Origin of the sequence: Bacteroides sp. Ga6A2, from assembly GCF_000702225.1 — a bacterium.
Classification (GTDB): domain Bacteria; phylum Bacteroidota; class Bacteroidia; order Bacteroidales; family Bacteroidaceae; genus Ga6A1.
The window spans coordinates 1-16441 of sequence record NZ_KL370873.1 but is presented as its reverse complement, the minus strand read 5'-3'; the positions used below and the strand labels follow the sequence as shown (position 1 = coordinate 16441).

The window sequence follows — 16441 nt, the reverse complement described above, 5'->3', positions numbered from 1 at the left end:
TATTTCCGGATCTTTACCGAAAGGATATTTGGGGGGAGTTGCTTATATTACAATTTCAAAAAGAAATGGGCAAATAGTTAAATTGTATCATGAGAAGTAATAAATAACTAATTTAGTTTTAGTTTCTCCCCAAATAGTAGTTGTTAGAAATGTTTTAACACAAAGAAGTTTCCCCTAAAGAGTAGTATTCTTTTGGGGGACTTTTTTGTTTTAATGTATTGATAATCTCAGCGGTGGAAATTCCTTTGTTCTGCCGAATTTGCAATTTGGCAGCATCAATATACGCGAGTTTGCAACTCGCATTGTCGCAAAGCGACAAAATGTTATGTGAAAAAACTGAATTTTTTTTCAGCGGTGGAATTTTAATTCACAATTCACAATTCACAATTCATAATTCATAATTGACAATGCTCGTAAATGGAAGTTTAGCGGTGGGAATTCTTGCGTCCCTTTGGTTTCGCATAACTTGTTTTTCAGTGGTGGGAATTACAAATTCCCGATTTTTTTCTCAGCCGAATTGCAAATTCGGCAGAACGGGAAGCGACCAGAGGGCGAGCGGAAATTCGGCAGAACTGTTTTTTCCGCTCTTGGTTTCCCTAAAATCTTGCATAGCAAAACTCGAACGCATCCCGAAGAAATATCCCTCTCAAAAGCAATTGTGAATTTTGAATTATGAATTATGAATTTCAAAAAATTGTCCATTGTCCATTGTGAATTGTAAAAACGCATCCCGAAGAAATATCCTTCTCAAAAATCAATTATGAATTATGAATTTTCCAAAATTGTCCATTGTCCATTGTCCATTGTGAATTATGAATTGATTTAAATCAATTGTTACCGCATACGAAAAAATAATTTCAAAAAATGTCTTTTTCTTTATCAATTTATTGTTTATATTTACTCACGCTTATACAGAATAGCATTGAATAGAGCCATAACAGCTTTATTTGTAATACTTTAGAAAATGTACAACAGAAAACCATTGATTTTTAATTTAATTCAGAAAACACATGAGAAAAATTTTATCTTCATTTATTCTTGGTGCAATGGCCGTATCTGCCGTAGCGCAGAACCACGCACTTAAGATTAGTACGGAAACAGCATCAACTAACGCATGGGACAAGCAGGTACAGATTAACATTGCCGATGCAAATCTTGCCGAGGCTACCCAGTACAAAATCACATTCGACGTAAAGGTAGATGGCGCAGCTTTCACCTTTGGCGTTCAGACCGTTGATGCCAACAGCGCGCATCTTGGCATCTGGAACGCAACAGCAGCCTTCAACTATATTGCCGACTGCAAGCCTACAACAGACTGGAGCGAGTACACAGGCTATACCGACGAGGTAGCACACGAGGCTTGCTGCGTACATTGTCATAAAGCCGATACTCACACAGGCTCAAGCCCTGTAAAGTGCCCAGAAAGCGAGGGCGAGGTTTGCCCAACCGAGGAGATTAAGTATGCAACCAACACACTCTACTTTAATGTAGGTAAGTTGGCTGGAACTCTGTATGTCGATAACATCAAGGTTTATTCAGGAAACGGCGAATTAGTCTACACTCAGGACTTCGAGACAGACGGTGTTCTTGGTAAGGTGAAAACTCCGGGATGGGGCGACCATACCAAACTTGCAATCACAACAGAGGCTATTGAAGTTCCTTCAGCAACAGGAGTAAACGGAGTGAAAGCAGAGACTCAGGCAAGCAAGCGCATAGAGAACGGCAAGATAGTAATTGAAAATAACGGCAACAAATATAACGTAGCCGGTCAGATAGTGAAATAACAGGATTTTTTGATTCAATAATTGTTATTAATTGGTTGTACATTCGTGGCACACCTTGCTCGGCAAAAGGCAGGTGTGCCATTTTTTTTACGACCAGCCGCGTTTGTCGATACAAATGCGGAGATAGTCTCGTTTTTATGAAAAAAGAGCCATCAGCATAACCCTAACTTGTGAAAAATGTGTTAATTTTGCAGCCATGAACATGCCGGGTATGCCACACAACATGCGCGTGAGGTTTGCAGTCATCGACTCGAACATACTCACCGGAATAGGACTTCAGGAGATTCTTGAAGACATCATTCCTGTGGCCGAGGTTGTTCTGCTCCGCTCGTTCGACGAACTTGTAGAGGCGCAAACCGAGATGTTTGCACACTTTTTCGTCTCGTCGCGTATATATTTTGAGCATGCGCAGTATTTCCGCAACCATTCAACCCGAAGCATAGTCCTTGTAAACGGCGACCTCAACATAAGCGGTGTAAAGACCATTAACGTGTGCCAGAGTGAGCAGAACGTGGTGCGCGACATTCTTGCGCTTCAGCGCGGACAGCACGGCCCTCACGGCGCGATGCCTATGCCTCCGATGGTTATGAAGCAGAAGAGTGGCGTAGAGCTGTCGGCTCGCGAGGTTGAGGTGGCGGTTCTTCTGAGCAAGGGATTCATAAATAAGGAGATTGCCGACAGGATGGATATAAAGGAGAGCACCGTGATATCGCATCGCAAAAACATAATGGAAAAGCTAAAGGCACGTTCGCTTGCCGACATCATCGTATATTCGGTTATGAACGGTCTTGTTGATGCCAGCGAACTGTAATTTGTAACATCTTGCTTATAACTATGTAACACCGATTGTTAGTGTTAAGTGATAAAAAATATTATCTTTGCGCAAATTTGATTTTTTATAACACTTAATACTAAATGGATAAGAAGATTATTTTTAGCTTTGTGCTGCCTTTGGTAGCCTCTTCTGTGATGGCACAGAAAGTAAGCAGTCTTGATGGCAGACTGGCTGTTGATGTGGTGTGCGACAATGGAGCTCCTGCCTATTCCGTTTCGTTCGACGGAAAGGAGTGTATCTCTAAGAGTGCGCTCGGACTGAACACAAACGTTGGCGACTATTCGCGCGAACTTTCGCTTAGCGGTGTAACCGATGAATCTAAGATTACCGACGATTACATCTTGTATAACATAAAGAACAGCAAGAACCATTACGAGGCAAACACACGCACATATACCTTTGCCCAGAAAGAGCAGAAGGTTATGGAGGTTGAGTTTCAGGTAAGCAACAACAATATAGCATTCCGCTATCATCTGCTGCCTCACAAAGAGACAAAATGCTGCGTGATAAATACCGAGGCAACAGGCTTTAACATGACCGACGGCACAACAACGTTTATGTGCCCTCAGATGGGATATATGACAGGCTTTGCCCGTACCGCTCCAAGCTACGAGACTCATTACGAGGCTGATGGCGCAATGGGCAAGAACGGCTGGGGACAGGGTTACACATTCCCTTGTCTGTTCCGCAAGGCTGACGGCGCAAAGAACATCTGGATTCTGGTTTCTGAAACAGGCGTGGACGGAAATTATTGCGCATCTCGCCTCGACAACAAGGGCGGAGCAAAATATCAACTTACATTCCCGGGAATGGAAGAGAACAACGGCTACGGCTCAAATACCGTTCAGGCTGAGTTGCCAAGTTTCACTCCTTGGCGCACAATTACCGTTGGCGACGGCTTGAAAAACATTGTAGAAACAACAATAACATGGGACGTCCTGAAGAACGACGTGAAGATGGCCGACAGAGACGCATCTGCCAAGAAATACGGTCGCGGAAGTTGGTCGTGGATTATTGCCAACGACGAGAGTTGCAACTTCGACACTCAGAAAGAATATATCGACTTTAGTGCGGCAATGGGCTGGGAGTCGCTTCTTGTAGATGCCATGTGGGACGTTCAGATTGGTCGCGACCGTATTGCCGAACTTGCAAAATACGGCAAGAGCAAGGGCGTGAACCTCTTCTTGTGGTACAACAGCAACGGTAAGTGGAACGATGCTCCTCAGACTCCGCGCAACTGCATGGACGTATCATATCGCCGTCGTGCCGAGATGAAGTGGATGCAGAGCATTGGCATCCGTGGTATAAAGGTAGATTTCTTCGGCGGAGACAAGCAATGTACAATGCAACTTTACGAGGATATCCTTCGCGATGCTCAGGAGTTCGGTCTGCTCGTAATCTTCCACGGATGTACGCTGCCAAGAGGCTGGGAGAGAATGTATCCTAACTATGCAGCAAGCGAGGCTGTCCGCGCAAGCGAGAACCTTCATTTTAACCAGAGCGACTGCGACCGCGAGGCTAAGGATGCCACATTCCTGCCGTTCCTTCGCAATACCGTAGGTAGTATGGATTTTGGCGGAAGCACGCTTAACTGGTACTACAACCCTAAGAACAACAACGAGATGTGGGGCGGTCATCGCGTAACATCTGATGTGTTTGCACTTGCAACCGCAATCCTGTTCCAGAGTCCGGTTCAGCACTTTGCCATGGCTCCAAACAATCTGAAGGATGCTCCGCAATGGGCTGTAGAGTTCATGAAGAACGTGCCTACTACTTGGGACGAGGTTAAGTTTATCGACGGTTATCCGGGCAAGTATGTTGTGCTGGCTCGTCGTACTGGCGACAAGTGGTACATCGCCGGCATCAACGCCGAGAAGACTCCGCTGAAGCTGAAGCTGGCTCTGCCAATGTTCGAGGCTGGCAAGACTGTTGATTTCTATAACGACGACGCAAAGCTGAACGGCGGCGTTAAGCAGATAAAGATATCAAAGAAGAAGGAAGTTAACGTGGTAATTCCATGTAACGGCGGTTTCGTTATAAAGTAAGTTCCGCTGTTCTGCAAAAAAAATCCGCATCGTCTTTCGGGGCGATGCGGTATTTTTTTGCTTGGTTAATATGCAAGTTCGGGATTTGATTCAATTCATTATAACTTGTTGCTTATGTAAAATATTACAGCGTTGATTGTCTGTATGTTGAACTCATTATAGACGCTGAAAGCGTCATTTCCGAAAAACATTTCGTGATACAGAAAAATGTATTTCGTTATCCCGAACTGTTTTGTTAATAATCCAAAAGGATAGGTACTTTGTTCTCGAGCGAATATTTGGCAGCACGATAGAATATAGAAAAGGCAAGTTTTGCCTCAGACTCTATATTGGGTTTTGCCTTGCTTAACATGCTGAGTTTTTCAACGGTCAGATTTTTCAGGTCTGCAAGGTTTATTGCAGCACCTTTTGAACCGGGACCTTCGGTCTTTCGCCAGTTCAGAATCGTTTCTTCATCGGCTTTCCAGCACATTTCGTTAATCTTGTTCAGCTCGTTCAGAAGGTTTCCGGCAGTTGAGATGGCGATATTGGTGTCGTTTGGTGCTTTTCCCTCGAAAATGATTTCTCTCTCGTAAGGCAGCCATGTCGAAACATCATGAAACAGCGACCATCTTGAGGTGTAATAGCTGTCGCGCCCGATGCGTTTAATCAGCGGATGTGAGCTGAGGTCTTCGGGAAGCGTCTCTGGAATCTTCTCGTTGTAGATTTTTGCCGCCGCTACCAGAATAAGTGCTCCGTAGCCGCTCCAGTCGGGCTTGTCGGTGTAATAGTCCTTGTCGTTGTTCTCTTCCCAGACCGGAAGCGATATTTTCTCCTTTTTCTTGAATAGGCTGAAAAACGATTTAGGCTTTTGCATGTCCTTTTCAATCACGCCTACAACTTGGTCTCTCCATTTCGATACAAATTTGCAGATTTCCTCAGGCGAGTTTTTATTGCCTTCTTCCTCGTCGTCAGGTGTCATTTTTGTGTATCCATGTCCATTAGCCTCGGCATATTGCTGCAATTGTGTCTTCCAGTTGCCCGAGATGTAGCGCGTTAGCGTACCAGCGTAGATGTCTAATCCCATTTTGTTTGTTAGTTTATAGTGTTAGAAAGTACAAATATAATGATTTCTTGTTATGAACGCAATTGTTGCTGCTGATTTTTTTTCATTAACTACACACTTCGTATTCTTTTTTCATCTCGGGCAGAAGACGCTTGAGTTGGTTTACCGACGGAATGAAACTCTTGTACTCCGTTAGGATGAATTTCTTTACAAGCTCGAACTTGTCCTCGAAATCGTTGTCGCGGCAGAGACGCAGGAACACGACGCCACGAATTATCTGCTCCGGAGCTGTGATGCCGCGGATTATCTTAACCCAATCGGGATAGGCTTTGATGTCTGAGCAGAGTCTTTCCCACAAGAACTGCGGAGACGAATAGTCTTCTACAAAGTCGCCGAACTTTTCTTCGATAAACTGCCACGTGGCAAGGCAGAGTTTCTTTATGTCATCGTCGCTAATACATTCACTATCATTTAGTTTAACGATTTTCTTCGGGAGCTCGAGTTCTATCGTTCCTTGATGGTCGCCGTCGCGCGATTTTAGCGGAATATCAACCTTTTGCATCCATTCTTCGACCTTGTCGAGGCGGATGCTTGGCGGATAGATGCGGAGGCAACCGTTGTTGCCGACCATAAACGAGAAGATGAGGTTGCCAACATCTGTTGGGCGTGTGTAGTAGAACGCGTTTTTATAGCGATGTACGTTGCAGAAGCCATGATTGCGAAGGCTGGCATCGAGATAGCAGCCAACAATCTCTATGGTTTGCTTTTGTAATTGGGCGTTTTCTGCCTTTTCTTTGTTGTCTTTCTTGCCAAGGAAAAAATCCATAAACTGTTTTTGCAGGCTTCGGGATTCCTTCGGGATGCGTTCGGGATTGAGCAAAGACAGAAGTTCTTGGTTTACCTGCTCTGGCGGAGTTGGCACGAATTTCTTTGCCGACTTCTTTTTAGGTTTATCTGTTGGAGCTGATATTGGCGTGAAGTTTTTCGCAACCATAGCCCTTATCTTCTCCATCTCTGCCTCCTCGTTTGGCGAATCCATGCTATATTTTGGCTCGATGGTTGGAAGAAGTTGCTTTAACTTTTCGTAATACGGAATAAAGCGTTTACGCAGATATGCTTCTTTATGTTCGTAAAGTCTGTATTCAACCAGCTTTACCTTGTCTTGAAACAAAGGATCATTACACAATTTTGATATAATCAACGCTCTAAAATATCCATCAAAATTACCAAAAAGAAGTCCTTTCTCATAATGAACCCATGAAATATTTGCATTATTCAACTCTTCCATTTTACGTACAATGTTCGGCAGATACAAGTATGTCTCTACAAACTTCTTGGCAGTACCAAAAAGATAATCCAAGAAATAATCAACAACCATATTTACGTCATCCTCTGTTTCGATAACATTATCATTATATTTATTCAGAAAAGTGTGTTCCTCTAAAGTATCACGATATATATCTTTATCGTTTATTATCATCCCATTACCGGGTATAACTTCCGTATTTCCAATACATTCAGACACATAGAGTTCTATTTCATTAATCTTCATGGAAATGTATGAAAATCCAACTTTTCCAACAGAGAATCCCATATAAAAAGAAACTTTATAAAATTTGCAATCAAGCACATAAGTTGGATTATATCCAGACTTGTATGCTTTCCAACCAAGAGGTTTTAATGCCTCATCAAGTCTCTTAAAGACAATTTTCTTTATTTCACTTCCTAACATATTATTTTTTAGCGAGTTTTACGAATTTATATTTGTCTTTTGGTAAAAGATTATCGTTACAAAATTACGGAATAAATCAGAATGAGTGGCTAAATCTGCTTAGATTTTTGTGAAAAATATAGTTTTTGTCCTTTTTCATACATTGCATTTCGGTATGTTTGACCTGTATCAAGAATATCGCTTTTTATGCTAAAAAACATGTTTTTTATTTGTCTGATATTTAAAACCTCTATATCTTTGCATCGTCAAACAAGGAGATAAAGTACTGGTAAGAAAGATGTTGGGTACTAAAATGCAATCTGAGGATGACAAAATTAACAAATACGGATAACTAAAAAAATTGAAGATATGAAGAAGTTTTTTCTAACAGCAATCGCTGTAATGGCTTTCGCAACCGTAAGTATGGCAGCAGACAACAACAAGTCTAACGTTACTGTAAACTCAGCAAGATTGAGTGCTTATTTGGAACTTTCAGCCGCTCAGTACGAGAAGATTGATGCAATAAACAACGATTTCGAGGCTTCTATGGCAGAGGCTGAGAAGACTGAGAACAGCGAGGAGAGAGCAAACAAGATGCGCAAGGCCGTTCTTGACAACTGCAAGAAGATGCGCGAGAATCTTAACGATGTTCAGTATTCTAAGTATCTTAGCGTTATCAACGCAACAATGAACAACAAAGGTTTGCAGTCTGTAGTAAAGTAACAACTGGAATTCTATAAAAGATAAAAACAAGCCAAAAAATTAGGAGTCTCTGTAGGGAGGCTCCTTTTTTTCCCTTTAATTATAACCGAAATGCAAAATCTGAGAAAAGAACTGAGAAAGTTGGCAGCCCCAATATGGGTTGAGGTGATGCTTATGATGCTGGTTGGCGCAACCGACACGTTTATGCTGGGACACTATTCCGACTCGGCGGTGGCGGCGGTAGGCGTTGTAAACCAACTGGTTAATCTTGCCTTCCTTGTCTTTCAGGTTATCAATATAGGCACTCTGGTTATGTGCTCGCAGTATATAGGCGCAAAGCAGAACGACAACGTGCTCCAGACCATGGGAACGGCGCTTGCCGTAAACATTACGATGGGTCTGGTGGTGAGCGCGCTGCTTTATGTGTTCCGCGATTTCTGGCTGTCGCTTATGGGCGTTAAGGAGGAGTTGCTTCAGTATGCCCTTCCGTACATGAAGATTGTGGGCGGATTTGCCTTCCTTCAGGCTATATCTATGGCTATAGGCGCAGGACTGCGTTCGGCAAACATGCCTAAATATCCTATGTACGTTACACTCTTTTCGAACGTTCTTAACATCATCGGAAACTACATGCTCATTTTCGGAAACTTCGGAATGCCGGCTCTGGGCGTTTCGGGTGCGGCCATGTCAACCGTCTTTGCCCGACTCATAGCCATGTGCATCCTTATCTATCTGCTTCACAGCAAGTGGATTCCGAGCTTTCCTCTCAAGATGTTCCGTCCCTTCCCTTGGGATAAACTGAGAAACATTCTGAAGGTGGGATTGCCGTCGGCAGGCGAGAATATGTCGTACGATGCGGCTCAGGTTGTATGTACCGCCATGATTGTTACGATGGGAACGGTTTCGCTTGCTACCCGAATATATGTGTTTAACATAACATGCTTTGCGTGCCTTTCTGCCATCGCGCTCGGTCAGGCAGGAGCAATAAGCATAGCCCATCTGGTGGGCGGAGAGAGGCGAAATGCCGCCTTTCTGATAGGCAGGTATGTTATGATATGGTCGGTGGTGATATCAATTGTCATGGCGGTTGTGTTTGCCGTCTTTGGCCGTCAGGTGCTCGGACTAATGACTACGAACGAGGAGATTATCTCGCTCGGCTGCAAAATATTCTACATAAACATATTCCTTGAGATAGGCAGAGCCATAAACATCTACGCAACCAACGCCCTGCGTGCTGCCGGCGACATTTATTTCCCGTTCCTGCTGGGCGTAATAGTGATGTGGAGCTGCCAAGTGGGATGCGCCTATCTGTTTGGAATACATTTCGGCTGGGGGCTTATTGGCTGCTGGATTGCATACGCCCTCGACGAGAATATCCGAGGCATTATTTTTGTGTGGCGCTGGAACTCTCAGAAGTGGATGAAAAAGAGGCTGATAAAATCGTAAACTTGCGCATTGTAAAGCCTATGTAGCCTATTGTTCCGACGATGTGAACGGTTGCCATCATCCAGAAGGTGCTGTCGTAACCAAAGTGCTCGGCTACGATACCGCCAAGCAGGATGCCCAGTCCCAAGCCCAAGTCCCATGACGTGAGGATGGTGCTGTTTGCCGTTCCGCGCTCGTTGTGGTGCGCTATGTTTATTATCATGTTCTGAAAGGCAGGCCACATGTGTCCGTTGCCCAGTCCGATGAGGATTGCCGATGTGTAGTAGCCAATCATCGAAGGGTAGGCTATAAACAAGGTGTAGCCCACGGTAGAGAGAAGGATTCCCTTCAGGGCGTTGCTCGTTAGCTTGCCGTCGCGCAGCGATTTGTTGCCTTGCAGACGCGAGAAGATAAGTCCGGCAGACAGCAGCATGAAGAACGTTCCCGTGCCTTCGGTTATGCCCAGATGCTCCTTTCCGTATATGGCAAGATAGTTGCTCAGAACGCCCCAGCAGAATCCGAAGAAGCTCATATTCAGAGCCAAAAACCATCCGCGCGAAAGAAAGAAACGGTCGAGCGAGATGGCAGTCTTGCTTGCAATAATCTGTTTTTCCTGCGGAACGATGCGCGACGCGTTGAAGAAACCTATTCCGGCAACGATGAAAGCCGTCCAGAACAGGATGTCGAAGTTGTGGAAATAATGGTGCAGGTAAATTCCGATGGTAGGCGCGATGGCTGATGCCAGATTGTTGCTCAGTCCGTAAAGTCCTATACCCTCGTTTCGGCGCGATGGCGGAAGAACATCTATTGCCATCGTGCTGTTAGACACGGTGCTCGCCCCGAACGGTCCGCCGTGAAGCGTGCGGAAGATGGCAAAGAGTACAAGACTTCCAGCCACGATATATCCGCCGAAGATGATGAAGTATAGGAACAGGCACACCAGAAGCACCTTCTTGCGAGGAAAACTGTCGGCAATGAATCCGCTGAACGGACGCGTTATGAGCGCCACGAGCGTATAGCCCGACAGCACAAGACCAATCATATCCTTCGAGGCATCGAACGTCTCGCTAAGATAGATAGGCAACAGCGGTGTTAGCAGATAGAACGAGAAGAAGAGCGAGAAATTGGTTATCATCACTCTGTTGTAATTGCCGTTCCACAGTTTTTCTTTTTCCATGACTTCTTTTTACCTATGTAATACTATTTAAATAACTACGCCGTACTGATGCTTTATCTCTTCCATTACGAAGGTGCTCTCGAGCGAGCCAAGCATCGGCAGTTTGCCCAGCACGTTAAGGATGAATTCCTGATAGTACTTCATGTTGGGCGAATGGATTTTAAGCAGATAGTCGAACTTTCCCGAGATGTTGTAGCACTCGGTAACCTCGGGGATGTCGCGCACCGCCTCGGTAAACTGCTGCGCCATCTCGCGGTTTATGGTGCTTAGCTTAACGCTACAGAACACCACGAAGCCCTTGTGCAGCTTCTCGGCATCGAGAACGGTTATGTACCTCTTTATATAGCCTTCGTTTTCGAGCCTCTTGATGCGCTCGAACACGGGGGTAAGACTGAGGTGGCACTCGGCGGCAACCTGCTTTGTTGTCAGCTTGGCATTCTGTTGCAGCGTGCGCAGAATAAGAATGTCCTTTTCGTCGAGACTTTCTTGTGTGGTTACTTTTTCTATCATACTATTGTTCTTTGGTGTTTGTGTTAGTCTTTTCTGCCAAATCATGGCAAAGATAGATATGTTTTCCGAGAAATTCAAATTCTTGGATATTTTTTCTGAGTAAGTGCGGTTTTAGCAGACTGTAATAAGGGAATGTACAGTAAGAAGCATGTTTTATAAGATAGTTTTGTATAGTGTATGTTACAATATCATACTGTTAAAAATATAATTTTACGAATTTATTGTATCTTTGCCATCAAAAATGATTGAAAAGATGAAGGATTTCAGTTCTTTTATGTGTAAAAACGGTCGTGCCATTATCGCATTGTTTGTTTTCTTAATTTTGTTAGTCCGTTTTTCTGCAGTATTCTTAGGTTTTCATCCTTTTGATTTGCATGGATGCCGAAATGACATCTTTTTTTATGTTGCAGGAACGAAGTATATTGTCGGTTATCCAAACAGCGTGTCTTTATGTATGGGATATTGGCTCACATTCATAACATCTCATTTCCTTACCGATGGTTCATTGTTGCAGTTGCGCATATTTGGCTGTTTGATAGACTGTAGTGTGTATGCAATGTTGTATTATATGCTAAAGGATGTTGTAAATAGATATGCAATATTGTTTGGCCTGCTTTGTTCTGCGATATTAAGGTTTTATACATTTAGGGAATTTTCGTATAATGGATATTCGGTATTTTTTATTACATTGTCTGTATTTTTATTGTATCGTGGACTCAAAAAACATGTCTTTTTATATATCTTTTTATCGTCTTTGTTTATAGCCCTTAATGTATATGTAAGACTTCCGAATATTCTTGATGCTTGTTTTGTTATACTAATACCATTGTATTTCTTTTTTTATGAGAATAGTACTTTTAAAGAAAGTATAAAAAAAAGTCTTAGACCAGTTTATGTCTATATTATAGGATATATTGTCGGCCTATTGCTTGGCGTTATACTGTTGATATATTTGGGGCATTTCAACTATTATGTTGATTTCATAAAGTCTATCTTTATCGGTAGTGAATCGGGCGATGGACATAGTTCAAATAGTTTGCTTCTATTTTGGGGAGTGAATAACGATGTGATGATAAAAATAGGGTTGTTTTTTGCTGCCTTTTCTGCTTTTGTGGCTTATTTGCAGAAAAAAGAAAAAATAAAGTCTATTGTATTTTTTTTGATTTCTTTGGCCTTGTTCAAAAAGTTCGTTTATGTATTCTTGAGTATCGGGTATTCGTATTTAGTGCCTTATTCTGCGGTGTTGATATTCCTGTTTTGGGCATTGAAAAAAAACAACAGAAAGTTTATTTATTGGATTGTATTTTCATTGCTTTTGTTTGAAATATATCAGATAGGAAGTTCTTCTCCGGGATTCTCGATTTTCTCTTTTATTAATATTTTTGCTTTCATTATAGTTTTTGGTGGAGCATTTATGACTCAGATGCAGAAAGGTAGGTATTGGGTATATTATAGTCTTGTATTTGTTTTGTTTGTTTGCATGTTTTCTTTTTGGGAGGTTGGTCCATTCAAAAAAAATGCAAAAGTGCTGCTGGATGGAAAATTCATTAAAAATACTTGCATAAAGGAGCAAACTTCAGATGCAGATAACTATAATAAGTATACAGATATTCTAAGACCCTATGTGGAGGATAAGCCAGTGCTGGCATCGGATTTGTTTGTTTTTGTTACTTTAAATGCAAAGCCGTTTGCTTTATTCGAATCAAGTTGGATGAATCCAAATCCAGATAAAATGTTGGGTAATGCGTACATGGAGCAAAAGAAAATGCCTGTAATTGTTTTGTACAAAGACGACAAAGGGATGAAAGAACTCTTGTTTAATACTGATTTTGTAAAGAATGGTTGCTATAGGGAGGTTTTTGCCGATACGGTATATCACGTTTATTGCAGTACAAAATAGAGTGGAAAAGGTGGGCTGAAATATAAAAAGCATCAAGCAAGAATGTCTTTTGCTTGATGCTTTTTTCTGAACTACCTGCCAAATTATAGATTTATGTCATCTTTTATTGGGGCAGGAGAGGCATTGGGGATTTTTACCATAAAAGCCCCGTATTTTGCTGATTTTTGCGATAGATAAAATTTCTGCCAATGACTCCTGAAACTCAGTTTTTCTTAATATTGTTTCTGTGAAAATGTGAGATTGTGGTGATATTTTCCATAATTTTAAATTTGTTTGGATTATATTTCTATTTGCTCTACCTTTGCAAACGTAAACAACAAACAATAACTCCTCCTTGCTTCTGTACATCAGAATCTTGGATACAAAAAAGAAAGGGACACAATTATGACACAGCAGAAACTTCATGTAGAGACTTTGGCACTTCACGTTGGTCAGGAGCAGGCTGACCCAGCAACCGATTCAAGAGCGGTGCCTATTTATCAGACAACATCATACGTATTCCACAACTCAAAGCATGCAGCCGACCGCTTTGGCTTGCGCGATGCAGGTAACATCTACGGCCGATTGACCAACTCTACTCAGGGTGTGTTCGAAGACCGTGTTGCAGCCATCGAAGGCGGTGTGGCTGGCTTGGCTGTAGCATCAGGCGCAGCGGCTATTACATACGCTTTGCAGAATGTCTTGCAGAACGGCGACCACATTGTTGCAGCCGACAACCTTTACGGCGGAACATACAACCTTATTGTGCATACACTTGCTACTCAGGGAATTGAGAATACAATCATCAACATCAACGATCTTGATGCTCTCGAGGCTGCCATCCGTCCAAACACAAAGGTTGTGTATGCCGAGACATTCGGTAATCCGAACTCAGACGTTACAAACCTCGATGCCATCGCTGAAATTGCGCACAAACACAACATTATATTTATCGTTGACAACACCTTCGCTCCTGTCCTGATTCGTCCGATTGAGCATGGAGCCGACATCGTGGTTCATTCGGCAACCAAGTTTATCGGCGGACATGGCAGCAGCCTTGGAGGTGTAATAGTAGACGCTGGAAAGTTCGACTACAAGGCAAATGCCGACAAGTATCCAACATTGGCTAAGCCAGACCCTTCTTATCACGGAGCAGTTTTTGCCGATGTTGCAGGGGCTGCAGCCTTCGTAACTCGAATCCGCGCCGTTATTCTTCGCGACACAGGTGCAACAATCTCTCCGTTTAACGCATGGATTCTGTTGCAGGGCGTTGAGTCGCTTCCGTTGCGCATCGAGCGTCATGTAGAGAACGCTCTGAAGGTTGTTGACTATCTGGCAAAGCATCCTAAGGTAAGAGCCGTGAGCCATCCGTCGCTGCCATCGCACAAGGATAACGCGCTGTACAAGAAGTATTTCCCTAAGGGCGCAGGCTCAATCTTTACGTTCGAGATTGACGGTACTCAGGAAGATGCGTGGAAGTTTATCGATTCGCTCAAACTCTTCTCTCTGCTTGCCAATGTGGCAGATGTGAAGTCGCTTGTAATTCATCCTTACACAACAACTCACTCTCAGCTTAGCGAGGAAGAACTGAAGGAGCAGCACATCACTCCAACAACAGTCCGTCTTTCGATAGGTGTTGAGCATATTGATGATATCATTGCCGACTTGGATCAAGCATTCTCGGCAATCTAAAACAGCTCATGCCACACGCTGATTGATAGGTATATTATTCACGCACAAGCACAAAAAAGACCTTATCTTCAGTTTCTCAAGAAAGCCGTTGAGGCTGGATGAGAAGATTAGATTTTTCCGGTTAGCCATGGCTGGAAAACGTTAAAAATTCAAATTCGTCTATTCAGTATTTACGCCTATTATTTTTGTGTGGTTTGAGTTAATGTTTGTGGGCGGTGTCCGTTTTCTGATGCGGATGCCGCCCTTTTTAATTGACAATTCGCATTTTTTTGAAACTTGCTTTCTATGTTAAAATCCAAATATTTCGACCATTTTTTTGTTTATGCTGATATTTTATAATCTTTGTCAAAAAGCTGCTTGTTTCTGACCATGGCAGTCACAATGTGTACAAGTTTGTTCTTGACATTATTGAGGACAATCTGCCTCTTTTTTCCCTTTGCTATATGCCTTGAATAATATGAGGCTATGACGGGATTGAATCTGGCGGCAGAAAGTGCAGCCTGAGACAGCATTGCCTTAATCTGCCTGTTTGCCATGTAGTGCACGTGCGGATCGGTATGCACGCTTGTTCCGGAATCCCTGCCGAATGGGGCTATTCCATAGTAGCAGGCAATCTTTCTTGAATCGAAGTTGAACCTGCGGAAATTATCGGTGTAAACCATCAGGCATACGGCATTCTGCGTTCCTATGCCGGGTATGGAGGTTACGATGTTGAAGACTTGTGCAAGTTCGTCGTCTGAATCTATCAGCTCCGCAATACGCTTGTCAATCTTCTCAATCTCCTTGTTCAGTTCGGTAACGATATGCCGTCCGCTTTGGGAGATCATTGTCTTGACAGGTGACTTCTCCATGTTGAGTCTTTTCTCGCCTCTTCTGACCTGAAAACTGCATCTGTGCCTTACAACCATCTGCCTGTAGAGGAACAGTTCGCGGAGCTGCGACAGGCTCTCGCTGAGAGGCTCATAAATTATCGCCTTGTCATAGTTTCGCATAGCGTATTCAGCAATCATATTGGCATCGGCGCGGTCAGACTTAAGCCTTCTTATTCCTGACGCGTCCTTGATGCTTTTTGCATTCTCGAGCCACATGTCAAATCCCCTTCCGTAGAGGAAGTTGCACAACGGCTTGCTGTAGTCGCCGGTATTCTCGCCGCAGAACAGCCACAAAGACGGTTCTGTCTCGTTTGAGCTCTCCTCAACCCATTTGACCAGCTGCTTGTAACCAGATACGGAGTTCTTGAACTCATTGGACACTCTCATGGAGGTTTCTGTCAGTCCCTCGGCAAAAATGATTGCCACATCAATTTTTTCTTTCGAAAAGTCAATTCCAACAAATAATTTTTTCATACTTTTGTATCTGTATTTTTAAAGAATTGGTCAATAGTTGTATGGACTAACACTCTAACGAGGCTCTATGCCGATAACTTTCTATCTTGTCTTTGCAACTATGTCTGGGAGGTCCTAAACAATTTATAGACTCCGTTCTGGAAAGTTGACAGGTTTACCTCTTCGACAGACCGATTCTTCCTTACAACGACAAAGGTAAGAAACTGTCTTGAATTGCTATTGTTTTTCTCGACCAATTTGCTTTCTTATGCGGCTGCGCCGCAATCATCTGCAAACTTAGAGAAAGTTGA

Annotated in this window: 13 protein-coding genes; 8 read left to right on the top strand and 5 right to left on the bottom strand. The window is 43.1% G+C overall.

Annotated features, from left to right (window positions below):
• The first annotated feature begins 1 nt into the window (after position 1).
• From T538_RS19255 to T538_RS0114810, 4 genes are all read left to right on the top strand, one after another.
• Positions 2-100 (top strand): NTF2 fold immunity protein, encoded by a 99-nt coding sequence (locus T538_RS19255; RefSeq protein ID WP_369795016.1) that lies wholly within the window; start codon positions 2-4, stop codon positions 98-100.
• A gap of 910 nt (positions 101-1010) precedes the next feature.
• Positions 1011-1784: a hypothetical protein gene (locus T538_RS0114820; protein ID WP_155993266.1), complete on the top strand. Its 774-nt coding sequence runs from the start codon at positions 1011-1013 to the stop codon at positions 1782-1784.
• Positions 1785-1995: 211 nt separating this feature from the next.
• Positions 1996-2595 (top strand): response regulator transcription factor, encoded by a 600-nt coding sequence (locus tag T538_RS0114815; RefSeq protein ID WP_170828144.1) that lies wholly within the window; start codon positions 1996-1998, stop codon positions 2593-2595.
• Between the two features lie 104 nt (positions 2596-2699).
• Positions 2700-4664 carry a glycoside hydrolase family 97 protein gene (locus tag T538_RS0114810; RefSeq protein ID WP_031535257.1) on the top strand — a complete coding sequence of 655 codons (1965 nt, stop codon included), beginning with the start codon at positions 2700-2702 and terminating at the stop codon, positions 4662-4664.
• A 235-nt stretch (positions 4665-4899) separates the two neighbouring features.
• Here the strand turns inward: T538_RS0114810 and T538_RS0114805 are convergent, their stop codons facing one another.
• Positions 4900-5730 carry a hypothetical protein gene (locus tag T538_RS0114805; RefSeq protein WP_031535259.1) on the bottom strand — a complete coding sequence of 277 codons (831 nt, stop codon included), beginning with the start codon at positions 5728-5730 and terminating at the stop codon, positions 4900-4902.
• 85 nt (positions 5731-5815) lie between these two features.
• Positions 5816-7261 (bottom strand): hypothetical protein, encoded by a 1446-nt coding sequence (locus T538_RS0114800; protein ID WP_155993264.1) that lies wholly within the window; start codon positions 7259-7261, stop codon positions 5816-5818.
• Between the two features lie 528 nt (positions 7262-7789).
• Here T538_RS0114800 and T538_RS0114795 point away from each other — a divergent pair.
• Both T538_RS0114795 and T538_RS0114790 read left to right on the top strand, forming a co-directional pair.
• A complete protein-coding gene (locus T538_RS0114795) occupies positions 7790-8143 on the top strand; it encodes a hypothetical protein (RefSeq protein ID WP_031535263.1) in 354 nt (117 codons plus the stop codon).
• A 90-nt stretch (positions 8144-8233) separates the two neighbouring features.
• Positions 8234-9568, top strand: a complete 1335-nt coding sequence (locus tag T538_RS0114790) for an MATE family efflux transporter (protein WP_031535264.1) — start codon at positions 8234-8236, stop codon at positions 9566-9568.
• On the opposite strand, the gene T538_RS0114785 is transcribed toward T538_RS0114790, so the two are convergent.
• The gene (locus T538_RS0114785; RefSeq protein WP_031535266.1) at positions 9507-10724 is read right to left on the bottom strand and encodes an MFS transporter; all 1218 of its coding nucleotides are present in this window, start codon (positions 10722-10724) and stop codon (positions 9507-9509) included. The genes T538_RS0114790 and T538_RS0114785 overlap by 62 nt on opposite strands.
• Positions 10725-10751: 27 nt before the next feature.
• Complete coding sequence (locus T538_RS0114780) at positions 10752-11234, bottom strand: Lrp/AsnC family transcriptional regulator (RefSeq protein WP_031535268.1); 483 nt, start codon at positions 11232-11234, stop codon at positions 10752-10754.
• 241 nt (positions 11235-11475) lie between these two features.
• Here T538_RS0114780 and T538_RS0114775 point away from each other — a divergent pair, with 241 nt between their 5' ends.
• A complete protein-coding gene (locus T538_RS0114775) occupies positions 11476-13134 on the top strand; it encodes a glycosyltransferase family protein (RefSeq protein WP_031541495.1) in 1659 nt (552 codons plus the stop codon).
• A gap of 384 nt (positions 13135-13518) precedes the next feature.
• On the top strand, positions 13519-14805 hold the full coding sequence (locus T538_RS0114770; protein ID WP_031535271.1) for an O-acetylhomoserine aminocarboxypropyltransferase/cysteine synthase family protein: 1287 nt from the start codon (positions 13519-13521) through the stop codon (positions 14803-14805).
• A 320-nt stretch (positions 14806-15125) separates the two neighbouring features.
• Here T538_RS0114770 and T538_RS0114765 read toward each other — a convergent pair whose 3' ends face one another.
• Positions 15126-16151: an IS110 family RNA-guided transposase gene (locus T538_RS0114765; RefSeq protein ID WP_031534447.1), complete on the bottom strand. Its 1026-nt coding sequence runs from the start codon at positions 16149-16151 to the stop codon at positions 15126-15128.
• Between the last annotated feature and the right edge of the window lie 290 nt (positions 16152-16441).

Coding starts and splice junctions, on each gene's coding strand:
- T538_RS0114820 (WP_155993266.1), top strand. CDS start 1,011: ATGAGAAAAATTTTATCTTCATTTATTCTTGGTGCAATGGCCGTATCT.
- T538_RS0114815 (WP_170828144.1), top strand. CDS start 1,996: ATGCCACACAACATGCGCGTGAGGTTTGCAGTCATCGACTCGAACATA.
- T538_RS0114810 (WP_031535257.1), top strand. CDS start 2,700: ATGGATAAGAAGATTATTTTTAGCTTTGTGCTGCCTTTGGTAGCCTCT.
- T538_RS0114805 (WP_031535259.1), bottom strand. CDS start 5,730: ATGGGATTAGACATCTACGCTGGTACGCTAACGCGCTACATCTCGGGC.
- T538_RS0114800 (WP_155993264.1), bottom strand. CDS start 7,261: ATGAAGATTAATGAAATAGAACTCTATGTGTCTGAATGTATTGGAAAT.
- T538_RS0114795 (WP_031535263.1), top strand. CDS start 7,790: ATGAAGAAGTTTTTTCTAACAGCAATCGCTGTAATGGCTTTCGCAACC.
- T538_RS0114790 (WP_031535264.1), top strand. CDS start 8,234: ATGCAAAATCTGAGAAAAGAACTGAGAAAGTTGGCAGCCCCAATATGG.
- T538_RS0114785 (WP_031535266.1), bottom strand. CDS start 10,724: ATGGAAAAAGAAAAACTGTGGAACGGCAATTACAACAGAGTGATGATA.
- T538_RS0114780 (WP_031535268.1), bottom strand. CDS start 11,234: ATGATAGAAAAAGTAACCACACAAGAAAGTCTCGACGAAAAGGACATT.
- T538_RS0114775 (WP_031541495.1), top strand. CDS start 11,476: ATGATTGAAAAGATGAAGGATTTCAGTTCTTTTATGTGTAAAAACGGT.
- T538_RS0114770 (WP_031535271.1), top strand. CDS start 13,519: ATGACACAGCAGAAACTTCATGTAGAGACTTTGGCACTTCACGTTGGT.
- T538_RS0114765 (WP_031534447.1), bottom strand. CDS start 16,151: ATGAAAAAATTATTTGTTGGAATTGACTTTTCGAAAGAAAAAATTGAT.